The organism is Paracoccus luteus (assembly GCF_004522155.1).
In the GTDB taxonomy this organism is placed as follows: Bacteria; Pseudomonadota; Alphaproteobacteria; order Rhodobacterales; family Rhodobacteraceae; genus Paracoccus; species Paracoccus luteus.
On sequence record NZ_SDEA01000006.1, the window covers coordinates 61580 to 76235 of the forward strand.

11 protein-coding genes and 1 pseudogene are annotated in these 14656 nt (G+C 70.9%); 5 read left to right on the plus strand and 7 right to left on the minus strand.

Features of this window, described 5'->3' with window-relative positions; all coding sequences use genetic code 11:
* Nucleotides 1-157: 157 nt before the first annotated feature.
* On the minus strand, nt 158-394 hold the full coding sequence (locus EPA64_RS09365) for a hypothetical protein (RefSeq protein ID WP_134726056.1): 237 nt from the start codon (nt 392-394) through the stop codon (nt 158-160).
* 147 nt (nt 395-541) lie between these two features.
* On the opposite strand from EPA64_RS09365, the gene EPA64_RS09370 reads away from it, so the two are divergent.
* Both EPA64_RS09370 and EPA64_RS09375 read left to right on the plus strand, forming a co-directional pair.
* Entirely contained in the window at nt 542-1351 is an 810-nt protein-coding gene (locus EPA64_RS09370) for a M48 family metalloprotease (protein ID WP_246026702.1), read from the plus strand.
* Nucleotides 1352-1564: 213 nt separating this feature from the next.
* On the plus strand, nt 1565-1900 hold the full coding sequence (locus EPA64_RS09375; protein WP_134726058.1) for a hypothetical protein: 336 nt from the start codon (nt 1565-1567) through the stop codon (nt 1898-1900).
* A 61-nt stretch (nt 1901-1961) separates the two neighbouring features.
* Here the strand turns inward: EPA64_RS09375 and ilvN are convergent, their stop codons facing one another.
* The 3 genes from ilvN to EPA64_RS09390 form a co-directional block, all read right to left on the minus strand.
* Nucleotides 1962-2522: an acetolactate synthase small subunit gene (ilvN, locus tag EPA64_RS09380; RefSeq protein ID WP_134726060.1), complete on the minus strand. Its 561-nt coding sequence runs from the start codon at nt 2520-2522 to the stop codon at nt 1962-1964.
* A gap of 11 nt (nt 2523-2533) precedes the next feature.
* Nucleotides 2534-4300 carry an acetolactate synthase 3 large subunit gene (locus EPA64_RS09385; protein ID WP_134726062.1) on the minus strand — a complete coding sequence of 589 codons (1767 nt, stop codon included), beginning with the start codon at nt 4298-4300 and terminating at the stop codon, nt 2534-2536.
* Between the two features lie 149 nt (nt 4301-4449).
* The gene (locus EPA64_RS09390) at nt 4450-5280 is read right to left on the minus strand and encodes an arginyltransferase (RefSeq protein WP_134726202.1); all 831 of its coding nucleotides are present in this window, start codon (nt 5278-5280) and stop codon (nt 4450-4452) included.
* A gap of 308 nt (nt 5281-5588) precedes the next feature.
* Between EPA64_RS09390 and EPA64_RS09395 the strand changes: the two genes are divergently transcribed.
* The gene (locus tag EPA64_RS09395; protein WP_134726064.1) at nt 5589-8720 is read left to right on the plus strand and encodes a [protein-PII] uridylyltransferase family protein; all 3132 of its coding nucleotides are present in this window, start codon (nt 5589-5591) and stop codon (nt 8718-8720) included.
* Between the two features lie 422 nt (nt 8721-9142).
* On the opposite strand, the gene EPA64_RS09400 is transcribed toward EPA64_RS09395, so the two are convergent.
* Nucleotides 9143-11245 (minus strand): glycosyltransferase family 2 protein, encoded by a 2103-nt coding sequence (locus EPA64_RS09400; RefSeq protein ID WP_134726066.1) that lies wholly within the window; start codon nt 11243-11245, stop codon nt 9143-9145.
* Nucleotides 11246-11336: 91 nt separating this feature from the next.
* Nucleotides 11337-12486: pseudogene (gene carA / locus EPA64_RS09405) on the minus strand (glutamine-hydrolyzing carbamoyl-phosphate synthase small subunit).
* A 139-nt stretch (nt 12487-12625) separates the two neighbouring features.
* Between carA and EPA64_RS09410 the strand changes: the two are divergent.
* The gene (locus tag EPA64_RS09410; RefSeq protein ID WP_134726068.1) at nt 12626-13090 is read left to right on the plus strand and encodes a GatB/YqeY domain-containing protein; all 465 of its coding nucleotides are present in this window, start codon (nt 12626-12628) and stop codon (nt 13088-13090) included.
* 3 nt (nt 13091-13093) lie between these two features.
* Entirely contained in the window at nt 13094-13285 is a 192-nt protein-coding gene (locus tag EPA64_RS09415; protein ID WP_134726070.1) for a DUF3008 family protein, read from the plus strand.
* 12 nt (nt 13286-13297) lie between these two features.
* On the opposite strand, the gene EPA64_RS09420 is transcribed toward EPA64_RS09415, so the two are convergent.
* On the minus strand, nt 13298-14632 hold the full coding sequence (locus EPA64_RS09420) for an MFS transporter (protein ID WP_134726072.1): 1335 nt from the start codon (nt 14630-14632) through the stop codon (nt 13298-13300).
* Between the last annotated feature and the right edge of the window lie 24 nt (nt 14633-14656).

A 14656-nucleotide genomic window follows, 5' to 3' on the forward strand; every position in this document is an offset into this window, starting at 1 on the left:
TGCGCGCAAGGCGCGGGCCGCGCCGTCCGCCGCCATGCCACGGCGCAGGCGGGTCGTAAAGCTGGGCGCCGGGCGCGCGTCGAGGGGCGTCGCGTGTCACGGACGCGCCGGACGCCGCGAGGGGACGGGGGCGCGGCTGGCTGCGGAGCGGATCGCCTCAGCGGTCCAGCCGATAGCTCCCCTCGGGCAGGTTCAGCGCCGCGCGCAATTCCTCGACCTGAAGCAGGCTCAGCGTGACGCGGGCGACGGCGCCGTCGGCGTCGGCCTGCTCGATCACCACCCGGTCGTCAAAGGTCAGGATCGTGACGTCGTGGGCCAGCGGGAGTTCGCCGGCCGGGGCCTCGTCGATGAGGGTGATGACGGTCGCGTCGAATTCGTGCTCGATGGTGAACATGCGGACCTGTCGCTTGATTGCCAAGGCAACTTTCGCGTGATCGCCCGGCGGGATGCAAGGGGCGGGGCTTGGCCAGCGCCGGCGTTTGCCGCTAGGGTGCAGCGGCGCGCGCGTGCGACCGGGCCGCCGCACGGGACGGGGACGACGATGCAGGCCAGACGCAGCCGGACGACGATCAGCGACAAGACCGGCCTGCGGGGCCGCCGCCTGCGGGTGCCGGCCCTGATGGCGCTGATTGCGGCGCTGGCCGGCTGCGCGGTTCAGGCCCCCGGCCCGGACCCGGTCATCGTCGGCGTGCCGTCGCCCACCGCCTCGGCCGCGCCGCCGTCGACCACGCCGAACACCGCCCGCGGGTCCGCCCTTGCCTTTGCCCAGGTCATCCGCACCCTGGAACCCGCGGTCGAGCGGGAATGCATCCAGCGCCGCCAGACGCCCATCAACTGCGATTTCCAGTTCGTCGTGGACGACCGCGTCGGGCTTGAGGCGAACGCCTTCCAGACCGTCGATTCGACGGGGCGGCCGATCATCGGCTTTACGCTGGCGCTGCTGGCGGCGTCGCGGAACGCGGACGAGCTGGCCTTTGTCGTCGGGCACGAGGCGTCGCACCATATTCTGGGCCATATCAACCAGAAAAACAGCGCCGCGTCCGCCGGGGCGGTGATCCTGTCCGGGATCGCCGCGGCGTCGGGCGCAGACGCGGTGGCGATCAAGTCGGCGCAGCGTCTGGGCGCGCAGATGGGCGCGCGCTATTATTCCAAGGATTGGGAGCTTGAGGCGGATTATCTGGGCGCCATCGTCGCCCTGAACGCCGGCTTTGACCCCGAATACGGCGCGCAGTTCTTTGCCCGCATCCCCGATCCCGGCAACCGCGTGATGGGCACCCACCCGTCGCGGGCGCAGCGGCAGGCGGTCGTCTCGCGCGCCGTGGCCGATGTCCGCAGCGGACGCGCGGGCTAGGGCGACCGCGACCACACGTATACGTTGCAATAAAACAACGTTGCGTCACTTCTTGAGCGAATATTTGCTTATATTTGACTCAGATGCCGCGCGGACGATAAGCATTGTCGTCAGACCTATATCGCTGTCATTCAACGACCAAGGTTTCCGAAGGTAACAATTGAGTAGGGCGTGCGCAAGGGCAACCGGGCGTCGGCCGGAAGGGATTGCGAAGTGATCGGCGTGGTCTTGTGGAGCGATTCGCTTCGCCAAAAGGCTGTGATCTGGTGCGAGGATAACGGCGCGCTGGCCTATCTGCGCGACCGGGGCGATGTCGATGGCGCCCGGTGGCCCGAGTCGGGCGACATCGTCGCCTTTGAACCCGAAACCGACGGAGAGCTGCGCATCGCCCGGCAGGTGCAGCAGATGCCGGGCCATTGCGATCTGCGCACGCGCCTGGCCACGAACGCACCAGCCAGGCCGGTGCGCCTGACCGTCGTCCCCGGCGGCGCGGCGCAGCCGTCCCAGGATGTGCCGCTTCGTGACCTGCGGGAACGCGCCGTCGGCTGACCCCGCCGCCGCGCGTTAAAAGGCGCCGCGCCAACTCGGCGCAGCGCGCCCGCGCAGTCCGTCAGGCGCCGCGGGCCAAGGCCGCGACGCCCGTCCGGGCGACCTCGGCCAGACCAAGCGGGCGCATCATCTCGGCGAATGCGTCCAGCTTTTCCGGGGTGCCGGTGATCTCGAACACAAAGCTTTCCAGCGTCGAATCAACCACCTTGGCGCGGAAGATGTCGCTGATCCGCAGCGCCTCGACGCGCTTGTCGCCCGCCCCCGCGACCTTGAACAGACCCAGTTCGCGTTCGACGGACGGCCCCTCGACGGTCAGGTCGTGGACCTCGTGGACGGGGATGATGCGGCCAAGCTGCGCCTTGATCTGCTCGATCACCGCGGGCGTGCCGCGGGTGACCAGCGTGATGCGCGACCGGTGGCCGGTGTGGTCCACCTCGGCCACGGTCAGGCTGTCGATGTTATAGCCGCGGCCCGAGAACAGGCCGATCACGCGGGCCAGCGCGCCCGCCTCGTTGTCCACGATGACGGCCAGCGTGTGCCGTTCCTCGCCCGCCGCGTGATAGTCGCGCAGGTCATAGGCGGAATGGCTGGACGCGCCGCGTTCCAGTTTCAGTGCCGACATGGTTCGCCCCCTTACACCAGGACCGCGCCGTCGGACTGGATGGCGGTGCCGATGTCCTCGGCCGCCACCTGGTCGCCCAGCAGCATTTCGTTGTGCGGCTTGCCCGACGGGATCATCGGGAAGCAGTTTTCGTGCTTTTCGACCAGCACGTCCAGGATGAACGGGCCGTCATAGTCGATCATCTCGCGGATCGCGTCGTCCAGTTCCGCCGGGTCGCTGACCTGCCGGCCCTTGCAGCCGAAGGCCTCGGCCAGCTTGACGAAGTCGGGCAGGCTGTCGGACCACGACTGGCTATAGCGTTCGCCGTGCAGCAGCTGCTGCCACTGGCGCACCATGCCCAGTCGTTCGTTGTTCATGATGAACTGCTTGACCGGGGCGCGGAACTGCACCGCCGTGCCCATTTCCTGCATGTTCATCAGCCAGGACGCATCGCCCGCGACGTTGATGACCAGCGCGTCGGGGTGGGCGACCTGCACGCCGATGGACGCGGGCAGGCCGTAACCCATCGTTCCCAGCCCGCCGCTGGTCATCCAGCGGTTCGGGCCGTCGAACTTGAGATACTGGGCCGCCCACATCTGGTGCTGGCCGACCTCGGTCGTGACGTATCGGTCGTGCCCGCGGGTCAGCGCCTCAAGCCGCTCGACGGCCTGCTGCGGCTTGATGACACTGGCCGAGGGCGCATAGGCCAGGCAGTCGCGCGCGCGCCACTGCTTGATCTGGTCCCACCACTCGCCCAACCCGGCGGTGTCGGTCTTGCGTCCGCGCGATTTCCACAGCCGCAGCAGATCCTCCAGCACGTGGCCGACGTCGCCCAGGATCGGCAGATCGACGGTGATGACCTTGTTGATCGAGCTGGGGTCGATGTCGATATGCGCCTTGACCGAGCCGGGCGAGAAATCCGCCACGCGCCCCGTGATCCGGTCGTCGAACCGCGCACCCACGCAGATCATCAGGTCGCAGCCATGCATGGCCATGTTGGCCTCGTACAACCCATGCATCCCCAGCATGCCCAGCCAGTTTTTGCCGCTGGCCGGATAGGCCCCCAGACCCATCAGGGTCGAGGTGACGGGAAAGCCCGTGGCGTCGGCCAGTTCGGTCAGCAGCTGGCTGGCGCCCGGCCCCGAGTTGATGACGCCGCCGCCGGTATAGAACACCGGCCGGCGCGCGCGCTCCATCAGCTCGACCAGGCGGGTGATCGCGGCGATGTCGCCCTTGCGCGCCGGCTGATAGCGGGCGACGTCGGCCTGTTTCGGCCCGACATAGGTGCCGGTCGCGAACTGCACGTCCTTGGGGATGTCGATCAGCACCGGCCCCGGCCGCCCCGAGGTGGCGACGTGGAACGCCCGGTGCAGGGTCTGCGCCAGCTGGTCGGTTTCGCGCACCAGCCAGTTGTGCTTGGTGCAGGGGCGGGTGATGCCCACGGTGTCGGCCTCTTGAAAGCCGTCGGTGCCGATCATGAAGGTCGGAACCTGCCCGCTGAGGACCACCAGCGGAATGGAATCCAGCAGCGCGTCGGTCAGGCCGGTGACGGCGTTCGTGGCGCCCGGCCCGGACGTCACCAGCACCACGCCGGGCTTGCCGGTGGACCGTGCATAACCCTCGGCCATGTGGACGGCGCCCTGTTCGTGGCGGACCAGGATGTGGCGGATGTCGTTCTGCTGGAAGATCTCGTCATAGATCGGAAGGACCGCGCCGCCGGGATAGCCGAATACAGTGTCGACGCCCTGATCGCGCAGCGCCTCGACCACCATCCTCGCACCCGTCATGCTTCGGGACATCCCAACTCTCCATCACCAGAAATGCGGCAGGGCGGCATTTGCCCGCTGCGCCGCCGCAAACTAGGCAAGCCGGCCGGCAGGGTCAACGGGCGCGGGAAAGAAAAATGGCGCGGAACGGGCGTTCTTGCGCAACATTGTTGCGCGACGTCTCAGATCCCCGGCAGGTGGATGCGCGCGACCTGTTCGACGATGGGGTCCACGGACAGGGGATGGGTCTCGGTCTCATGCCGGGCGGGGTCGCCCAGATCCTGCCACGCGCCGCCCTTATAGATCTCCAGCGCGTCGAACTGCGCCTTGTAGGCCATCTTGCGGCTGCCCGGCACCCAATAGCCCAGATAGACGTAAGGCAGCCCCGCATCCCGCGCGATGGCGACATGGTCCAGGATCACATGCGTGCCCAGGCTGTGGACCCGCCAGGCCGGGTCGTAAAAGCTGTAGACGAGGCTCAGCCCGTCATCCAGCAGGTCGGTCAGGCAGACCGCCACCAACCGCGAGCCCGCGCCGGTCGGCGTCCCGTCCGTTCCCGGTTCGCGGTATTCGATGACGCGGGTGCGGACCGGCGTCTCCTCGACCATCGCTGCGAACTCAAAGATGTCCATGTCGGCCATGCCGCCGTCGGCGTGGCGCGTGTCCAGATACCGGCGGAACAGGTCGAACTGTTCGTCGGTGGCCCAGGCGCTGGTGGCGACCCTGACCAGCCCGGCATTGCGGCGCTGGACCCGGCGCTGGCTGCGCGAGGGTTGGAAGTCGCGCACCCGGATGCGCGCCGACATGCAGGCCACGCAGCTTTCGCAACTGGGCCGATAGACGACATTCTGCGACCGGCGAAACCCCTGCCGCGACAGCGTGTTGTTCAGGTCGCGCGCGCCGTCGCCGGTCAGCGCGGTGAACAGCTTGCGTTCGGCCCGTCCGTGCAGATACGGGCAGGGCTGGGGCGCCGTCACATAGAACTGCGGCGCGCTGGGCAGCGTATGACGCATCATCCGGCCCCCGGCGGCGACGCTTTCGCCATGAATGGCATGGCCCGCACCCGGCCCATGCCGGCCGATGCGGCCGGCGACGTGGGGGACGGCAACAGGGCTGCGGACGCAGGCAGGGACACGGCTTGTGAACCGTAGTTGGGACGATCCCGCAGACCGTAACAACAGATTTCTGCCCCGCCAAGCGGACAATGCCAAACATTCGCCGCAGTTTTCCCGCGATTCCCGAAGGCAACAGTCCGACCCTGCAAACGCGCGCGCCGCCGGGCGCCGTTGACCCCGCCAGCCCCTTGGCTAAGGCTCTCGCAATGGATTTCGCCAGCGCCATCACCCGCTTTCCCCTTGCCGCCGACCCTGCCCGCGGCGCCGCCGCCGCCGCCGGCCTGCCGCCCATGCCCGAGCCCCTGCGCCGCCTTGTGGCGGGCGCTGCCGGGTCCAGCCCCTATCTGGCCGGGCTGATCGCACGCGAGGGCGACTGGCTGCTGCCCGCGCTGGACCGCGGCGACGTGGTGCGCGGGGAAACCGCGGGGCTGGACGCGCTGTCCCCGGCCGACCTGGGCCCGGCGCTGCGGCGCGCCAAGCGGCGGGTGGCCCTGTGGACGGCGCTGGCCGATCTGGGCGGGGCCTGGTCGCTGGAACAGGTCACGGGCGCCTTGACCGAACTGGCCGACCGCGCCACCGATCTCGCCCTGCGCGCCCATGTCGCCGAGGAGATCCGCCGCGGCAAGCTGCCCGCCCCGCGCACCGGGGCCGCCCCCGACGCGGGCGGCATCTTTGCGCTGGCGATGGGCAAGATGGGCGCGGGCGAACTGAACTATTCGTCGGACATCGACCTGATCGTGCTTTACGACGATGCGGCCTATGGCCCCGCCGACCAGCACGAGGTGCGCGGCGCGCTGATCCGCGCCACCCGCAAGGCGGCGGCCACGCTGTCGGACCTGACCCAGCATGGCTATGTCTTTCGCACCGACCTGCGGCTGCGGCCGGATGCGGCGGTGACGCCGGTCTGCATCTCGGCCGCGGCGGCGCTGTCGTATTACGAGGCCGAGGGCCGCAGCTGGGAACGCGCCGCCTTCATCAAGGCGCGGGTCTGCGCGGGCGACATCGCGGCCGGCGAACGGTTTCTGCGCGACCTGCGGCCGTTCGTCTGGCGGCGCCATCTGGATTTCGCCACCATCCAGGATACCCAGGACATGCGCCGCCGCATCCGCGACCACAAGGGCCTGCACGGGCCGATCGCGGCCCAGGGCCACAATCTGAAACTGGGGCCGGGCGGCATCCGCGACATCGAGTTCTTCACCCAGACCCGGCAGCTGATCGCGGGGGGGCGCGACCCCGACCTGCGGCCGCGCGGCACTGTCGCGGGGCTGGCGGCGCTGGCCGCCAAGGGCTGGATCCCGCAGGATGTCGCGGACGAGCTGACCCGCCACTATCGCCGCCACCGCGACATCGAACACCGCATCCAGATGGTGAACGACGCCCAGACCCACAGCCTGCCCGCGTCGGCCGAGGGGGTGGCGGTCGTGGCGGCGCTGGACGGCTGCGCCGATCCGGCGGCGTGGTCGCGGGCGCTGGTCGAACGGCTGCACCGGGTCGAGGCGCTGACCGGCGATTTCTTCGCCCCCGAGGGCGAGGCCGGGCGCCCCGAGCTGACGTCCGACGCGCAGGTGATGGTCGACGGCTGGCGCGGCTATCCCGCGCTGCGGTCGGGGCGCGCCCAGCAGGTGTTTTCCCGGATCGAGCCCAAGATCCTGACCAGCCTTTACCGCGCCGCACGCCCCGACGAGGCGCTGCGCCGCTTCGACAGCTTCCTGCGCGGCCTGCCCGCCGGGGTGCAGCTGTTTTCGCTGTTCGAATCGAACCCGTCGCTGATCGACCTTCTGGGCGACATCTGCGCCACCTCGCCGCGGCTGGCCGCCCATCTGGCGCGCCACCCCGAGGTGCTGGACGCCGTGCTGGGCGGCAGCTTCTTTGCGCCCTGGCCCGGCGGCGAGACGCTGCGGCAGGCGCTGTCAGATCTGCTGGCGGCGACGACGGCGGCCCCCGACGGCGGGTATGAACGGGCGCTGGATGCCGCCCGCCGCTGGGTCCATGAATGGCAGTTCCGCGTCGGCGTCCACCACCTGCGCGGCCTGGTCGAGGCCGGCGAGGCCGGGCAGCAATACGCCGACATCGCCGACGCCGCGGTCGCGGCGCTGGCGCCGCTGGTGGCGCAGGATTTCGCGCGCCGCCACGGGGCTGCGCCGGGGCGCGGCGCGGCGGTGCTGGGCATGGGCTCGATGGGGGCGCGGCTGCTGCATGCGGGATCGGATCTGGACCTGATCGTGATCTATGACGCGGCGGGCGACGACGGCTCGGCCGGGCCGCGGCCGCTGGCGTCCCGGCCCTATTTCGCGCGGCTGACCCAGTCGCTGGTGACGGCGCTGTCGGCCCCGACCGCGGCCGGCCGGCTTTACGAGGTGGACATGCGCCTGCGGCCATCCGGGCGGCAGGGGCCGGTCGCGACCTCGGTCGGGTCGTTTCGCGCCTATCAGATGGATGAGGCGTGGACATGGGAACACCTGGCCCTGACGCGCGCCCGCGTCGTGGCCGCGATCCCCGGCACAAGCGGTGCTGCGGCGTCGGGTGACACGGACGGCGGCCCGGCCGCTGGAGGGGCGTCGTCGGAGCAGGGGCCGGGCGGCGCGCTGTTGTCGGCTGACGCGGACGGCGACCCCGCCGCGGCGGACGCTGCCGGGGCAGGGACGTCTTCCAACAGGCCGCGGTTGTTGGCTGACCCGGACGGCGGCCTTTCCGCAGCGGCCGCCGCAGGGGCGTTGCCGGGGGAGGGGCCGTCCGGGTCGGGCGCCGGTGCGCAGGCGGCAGGGCCTGACGCCGCACCGTCGCTGTCCGACGAGGTCGAGGCGCTGCGCGTCGCCGTGCTGGCCGCGCGGGGGCGCGATCCGCGGGTGCTGCCCGATTTGGCCGACATGCGCCGCCGCATTCTTGCCGCCAAGTCCCCCGACGGCGCCGCGTGGGAGATCAAGACCGGCAGCGGCAGGCTGCAGGACATCGAGCTTTATGCGCAGTCGCTGGCCCTGCGCGCCGGCTCGCCCGCGCGCGGCGCGGCGATGCAGCTGCGCGCGGGGCAGCGTGCGGGGCTGATCGCGCCGGGCGACGCCGCGACGCTGGCCGAGGCGCATCGCTTTCTGTGGCGGCTGCGTTGCAGCGCCCGGCTGTTGACCGACCAGCCGCTGAACATGGCGACCGTCGGCCAGGGCGGGCAAGAGATGCTGCTGCGCGAGACGGGATCGGACAGCCTTGATGCGCTGGACCGGCGGCTGTCGGATGTGACATCGCGCGCGGCGGGCGTCATCGACAGGGCGTTGGAGGGAGCGGAACCGGCGGCGGCCGGTTTGCCGGGCGACGCGGGGCCACACGCCGGGCACCCCGCGCGCTGACTGGCCCCGAGGCCCGCGGTATAGCGCGGGCGTTCGGGGCTGTGTGAACAGCCCTCGGGGGGTTGGGGCTACCTGAACAGCGCCGCGCGAGCATTGGGGCTGTTTGTACAGAGCGCCCGGTGCGGCGGGGGGTTGGGGCTGTCTGAACAGCGCCGCGCGGGCGTTGGGGCTGCCCGGACAGCGCCCGTGCGGCGCGGGGGTTCGGGAAAGCGTGAACAGCGCCCGTATCAACATCGCCCGACCCGCCACGCGCCGCGGAACCCGGCGCCGGCATATGGTCAGCCGATCTTTCCGATGACTAGCACCGGGCGGTCAGCCACCTCGCCGCCCTGCGCGGCGCTGGCACATGGTCAGCCGATCTTTCCGATGACTGGCACCGGGCGATCAGCCACCTCGCCGCCCTGCGCGGCGCCGGCACATGGTCAGCCGATCTTTCCGATGACCTGCACCGGGCGGTCAGCCACCTCGCCGCCCTGCGCGGCGCCGGCGGCGGCCACGATGTCCAGTGCCAGCGGGCGGACCGGCACGGGGCGCGGGCCGGGGGCAACCCGATCCGTTGCCGGGGCCGGTTCGCAGGACGCCGGCTCGGGGGCCGCGTCGAAGACGCCATGCGCCGTCTTGTCCCAGTAGAACGGCTTGACCACGATTTCATACACCGCCTTCCACGCCGCCAGGCAGGCCAGCGGGAAATACAGCGGCAGCGTGGCGACCCACGGGATCAGGTGGCGGTGGGTGCGGCGGACCGACCAGATGCCGACGACCAGGTTCAGCGCCTCGGACCCGATGAACAGGGCGATCACGGCCACCGTGGCGGTCCGGCCGACCGCGCCGTCCAGCGGATGCGGCAGCCCGGCAAGCATCAGCCAGCAGCTCCACAGCACCGGGGCCAGCAGGAACTGCTGCACGGTGGCGAACATCTGCAGGTGGAACCCCACGAACGCCGCCGGTCCAAGCTCGCGCCACAGGCGGCACGGCGCGCGCATGTGGACGCCCCAGGTCATCGCAAAGCCCTTGAGCCAGCGCGACCGCTGCTTGACCCACGGCACGGCGCGGCAGTTCGCCTCTTCGTGCGTGGTGGTGTCGACGATCTCGGTGCGATAGCCCATGCGGGCCAGCCGGACGCCCAGGTCGGCGTCCTCGGTCACGTTCCAGCCGTCCCAGCCGCCGGCCCGGTCCAGCGCCGCCCGGCGGATGAAGAACGTCGTGCCCCCCAATGGCACGACCAGCCCCATGCGGGCCAGCCCCGGCAGCACACCGCGGAACCACGCGGAATATTCGACGGTAAAGCAGCGCGCCAGCCAGTTGGTGCGGGGATTATAGAAATCCAGCGCGCCCTGCACGCAGGCGACCCGGGGGTCGGCGAAATGCAGGTGGCGCGCCACGCGATGCAGCTGGTCGGGTTCGGGCCGGTCCTCGGCGTCCCAGACGCCGATGATGCTGCCCCGGCAGAAGTTCAGCGCATAGTTCATTGCCCGCGGCTTGGTGCGGATCGGCCCGTCGGGCACCGTGACCACGCGCATCCAGAACGGCAGGCTTGCCGCGGCCAGCGCGGCGCGGGTCATGCCGTCGCTTTCCTCGACCACCAGCAGGCAGTCGGTCAGTTCGCGCGGATAGGTCAGGGCCGACAGGCGGCCGATCAGGCGGTCGGCGATGTCCTCCTCGCGGAACATCGGCACCATGACCGAGATCACCGGCAGTTCCGCCAGCATCTCGGGCTGCGGGCGCAGGGCGGCGCGTCGCGCCTCGGCGTCGGCGGCGACGGTGGCGCGGAAGGCCAGCGCCTTGACCAGCGTGGTGGCCGCCAGCGTCGCCGTCACCAGCGCGGTCACCAGCGCCAGCACCGCGACGGGGGCGAACCAAAGGCCGGCGGCCAGCGCGCCCATCCCCGCCAGCATGATCTGGCCCAGCCGCAGTTCGTTGCGCGTCCGGCAGCTGAATTCGGGGGCGACGCAGCTTTCCGCCGCGCGGATCAGGCGGGTGCGGCGGCTGTTCAGGATCGCCTCGCGCGCCGCGCTGGGTTCGCAGAGCAGCATCCGCACCGTTCCGAAATGCCCGGCCAGCCGGGCGCGCAGGGCGTCGAAATCATGTGGGCGCGACGCTGCGACGAAAGTCACGCCCCCGACCCGCCGCCAGGGCACGACGCCGTTGTTCAGGCACCAGCCCGCGTCCGCGATGTCGATCAGCCGGGCGTCGGGGGGCGAGGCCGCAAGGTCGACATGGCTGGTGCGCCACTGCCGCGCCAGCGCGCGGGCCAGCGCGGGTTCCTTGACCCAGCCGTTCGCCAGCAGCACCTCGCCCAGCCGCGCCGCCTGCCTGCGCCTGAGGACAAGCGCCTTGAGCAGGTCGCCGGGCGCGACCGCGCCATCCTCGATCAGGATCTGGCCCAGCGGGCGGCGGTCGCGGGCCGGGGCCGCGGGCGCGGGCCGGTCGTCAACGCGCGCGGCACGGGGGCGGAAGCGGACCGTGTTGCCCGGCAGCGCGTCGGCGGCTGGCGCATCGGGTCGGCGAATCGGCGTGACGGACATGGGCGACCTTTGGACAGGCGATATGCGCCTGTTCTGCCGCATGACGTCTTAAGGCCCGGTTAACGCCCCCGTGCCGGTCCGTGACGGCCGGTCAGCCCCGGCGGCCGTCGCGCATCGCCTGCGCGAATCCGTCGAACAGATAGGTGCTGTCCTGCGGGCCGGGGCTTGCCTCGGGGTGATACTGCACGGAAAAGACGGGACGATCCGCCACGCGCAGGCCGCAGTTCGACCCGTCGAACAGGCTGACATGGGTTTCCAGCACGCCCGCGGGCAGGGTCTGCGAATCGACCGCAAAGCCGTGGTTCATCGACGTGATCTCGACCTTGCCGGTCTCGACGTTGCGCACCGGATGGTTGGCGCCGTGGTGGCCGTGGCTCATCTTGACGGTCTGCGCGCCCAGCGCCAGCGCCAGCATCTGGTGGCCAAGGCAGATGCCGAAGATCGGCAGGTCGTGGTCCAGCAGCTGCCGGATCATGGGCACGGCGTATTCGCCGGTGGCCGCCGGATCGCCGGGGCCGTTCGACAGGAAAACCCCCTCGGGCGAATGCGCCAGAACCTCGTCGGCGGTCGCGGTGGCGGGCAGGACCGTCACCTCGGCCCCCGACTGCACCAGCGAGCGCAGGATGTTGCGCTTGGCGCCATAGTCGATGGCGACGACGCGGAACGGCTTGTCGGCGCGCGGGGCGCTGAACTGGCCGGGCCATTCCCACACGCCGTCGTCCCAGCGATAGCTTTGCGCGCAGCTGACCTCGCGCGCAAGATCAAGGCCGACCAGCCCCGGCCAGGCGCGCGCGCGCCACCATCGCGGCGATGTCGAACTGGCCGTCGGTTCTGTGGGCCAGCACCACATGCGGCGCGCCCTGCTGTCGGATGGCGCGGGTCAGGCGGCGGGTGTCGACGCCGCCGATGCCGATGCGGCCGCGCCGTTCCATCCAGTCCACCAGGTCGGACGCCGCACGCCAGTTCGACGGCTCGGTCGGATCCCACTTGACCACGATGCCGGACGCGACGGGCTCGGCGGCCTCGTCGTCCTGGGGCGTTACGCCGGTGTTGCCGATATGGGGAAAGGTAAAGGTCACGACCTGCGCCGCATAGCTGGGGTCGGTCATGATTTCCTGATAGCCGGTCATGGCGGTGTTGAACACCAGCTCGGCCACCACCTCGCCCGTGGCGCCGAAGCCTTGCCCGTAAAAGACCGTGCCGTCGGCCAGCGCAAGGCAGGCAGTCGGTTTGTTTGCCATGACGGAACCCCCGGGAAAAATCGGCTGACTGCTAAGGCAGGGGGTCGGGGCGGTCAAGTGCCGCAAGCGCGGGACCGCCGCGCCTTGACCCGGCGGCGGGTGTTTGCCAACGGTGGACCGAGCACAGCCGGAGGATGACATGGACCTGCGCGACCGGATTTCCGCCGCCACCAAGGACGCGATGAAGGCCAGGGACGCGCCGCGGCTGTCCACGCTGCGCCTGATCGGCGCGGCCATCAAGGACCGCGAGATCGCGCTGCGGGGCGAAGGCCGCGACGACGGCGGGCTGAGCGGCGACGACCTGATCGCCCTGCTGTCGCGCATGGTCAAGCAGCGCCACGAATCCGCCCGCGCCTATGAGGAGGGCGGGCGCCTGGAACTGGCCGAGAAGGAACAGGCCGAAATCGCGCTGATCCAGGAGTTTCTTCCCCGCCAGCTGACCAGCGCCGAGATGGCCGAGGCTGTGGACCGCGTGATCGCGGATCTGGGCGCGACCGGCGTGCGCGACATGGGCCGTGTCATGGCGGGCCTGCGGGAACGCCACGCGGGGCAGATGGATTTCGGCGCGGCGGGAGCGGTGGTCAAGTCCCGCCTGATGGCCTGAGCGATGCCGGCGCAGTCGCGCGCGCAGCAGCGGGCCGCGGGCGCGGCCCTGTCCGCCAAGCGGGGCTCCTCCAGCCCCGACGATCTGAAGGGCGCATCCCGGCAGATGTTCGACACCATGACCGAGGCGGAGCTGGCGGATCTGGCCGCCACGGACCATGACGACCTGCCCGAACGGGCCGAGGACGACGACTAGCCCGGCGCCCCGTCAGGGCCGGTCCTGCCGGCCGGCCTGCCGGGCCGCGCGGCGGGCGTCGCGCAGGTCGCGCCCCAGCCCCAGCCCGCGCCGGCGGGGTCGGGTGGCGACCAGGATCGCCACTGCGACGATCATCATCCCCGCGGCGGCAAGGAACGGCATGCCCGGCGCATAGACGGGCGCGCCCGCGCGCGTGAAAAAGGCGAAGATCGCCGTCATCAGCAGCGGCGACAGCCCCATCGCGACGGCCGCGACCGAGGCCAGCACGCCCTGCAACTCTCCCTGCTGGCCGGGCGGTGCGCGGTTCGACATGATCTGTTGCAGCGCGGGGCCGCCAAGCCCCGCCATCGCCGCCAGCGGCATGAAGGCCAAGGCCAGCATCGGGTCGGTCACGACGCCATAGAAACACAGCGCCACGACCTCGAGCAGGAAGCCGGCGGTCGCGGTCCGCCAGACGCCGAAACGGCGGATCGCGGGGCCGACCAGCACCCCCTGGACCAGCGCCATCGCCACCGCGAACACCGCCAGTGACAGGCCGATGTGCAGCGGATCCCAACCAAAGCGGGCCTTGCCGTAAAAGCTCCAGACCGCGGGATAGACATAGGCCGCGACGTGAAACAGCGCGAATGTCAGCAGCAACGGCCCGATCCGCGGCAGCCGCCCGATCGCGGCAAAGGCGGACAGCGGGTTGGCGCGCCGCCAGGTGAACGGGCGGCGGATCGCATCCGTCACCGTTTCCGGCAGGACGAACCAGCCGAAGATCAGGTTCGCGCCCGCCAGCACGGCCGCCGTCCAGAACGGCGCGCGCAGGTCGATGGTGGACATGATGCTGCCCAGCACCGGTCCCAGGACAAAGCCCACCGCGAACGCAGCCCCGATCAGGCCGAAGTTGCGGCCCCGTTCCTCGGGGCGCGAGATGTCGGCCATATAGGCGGCAGCCGTGGCGTGGGTCGCGGCCATGATGCCGCCGATCAGACGGCCCACCAGGATCAGCGTGATCGTCGGCGCCAGCGCCAGCAGCACATAGTCCAGCGTCATCACCAGCAGCGCGGTCAGCATCACCGGCCGGCGGCCATAGGCGTCCGACAGATTGCCGATCACCGGGCCGAACAGGAACTGCATCGCGGCATAGGACGTGCCCAGCACGCCGCCCCAGACCGCCGCACCGGCCAGACCCTGCCCGGTCAACTCTTCCAGCAGGTCGGGCATGACCGGAAAGATCAGCCCCATGCCGGTGGCGTCGATCAGCACCGTCATCAGCACGAACAGCTTTGCGGCCTTGCCCGCGCTGCGCCCGGCCGCGTCGCGCGGCGGGGCGGTCGGGGAACGGGGCGGCTTGCGGGGCATCACGGTCGTTCCGGGACAGGGCGG

Coding starts and splice junctions, on each gene's coding strand:
- EPA64_RS09365 (WP_134726056.1), bottom strand. CDS start 394: ATGTTCACCATCGAGCACGAATTCGACGCGACCGTCATCACCCTCATC.
- EPA64_RS09370 (WP_246026702.1), top strand. CDS start 542: ATGCAGGCCAGACGCAGCCGGACGACGATCAGCGACAAGACCGGCCTG.
- ilvN (WP_134726060.1), bottom strand. CDS start 2,522: ATGTCGGCACTGAAACTGGAACGCGGCGCGTCCAGCCATTCCGCCTAT.
- EPA64_RS09385 (WP_134726062.1), bottom strand. CDS start 4,300: ATGTCCCGAAGCATGACGGGTGCGAGGATGGTGGTCGAGGCGCTGCGC.
- EPA64_RS09390 (WP_134726202.1), bottom strand. CDS start 5,280: ATGCGTCATACGCTGCCCAGCGCGCCGCAGTTCTATGTGACGGCGCCC.
- EPA64_RS09395 (WP_134726064.1), top strand. CDS start 5,589: ATGGATTTCGCCAGCGCCATCACCCGCTTTCCCCTTGCCGCCGACCCT.
- EPA64_RS09400 (WP_134726066.1), bottom strand. CDS start 11,245: ATGTCCGTCACGCCGATTCGCCGACCCGATGCGCCAGCCGCCGACGCG.
- EPA64_RS09410 (WP_134726068.1), top strand. CDS start 12,626: ATGGACCTGCGCGACCGGATTTCCGCCGCCACCAAGGACGCGATGAAG.
- EPA64_RS09415 (WP_134726070.1), top strand. CDS start 13,094: ATGCCGGCGCAGTCGCGCGCGCAGCAGCGGGCCGCGGGCGCGGCCCTG.
- EPA64_RS09420 (WP_134726072.1), bottom strand. CDS start 14,632: ATGCCCCGCAAGCCGCCCCGTTCCCCGACCGCCCCGCCGCGCGACGCG.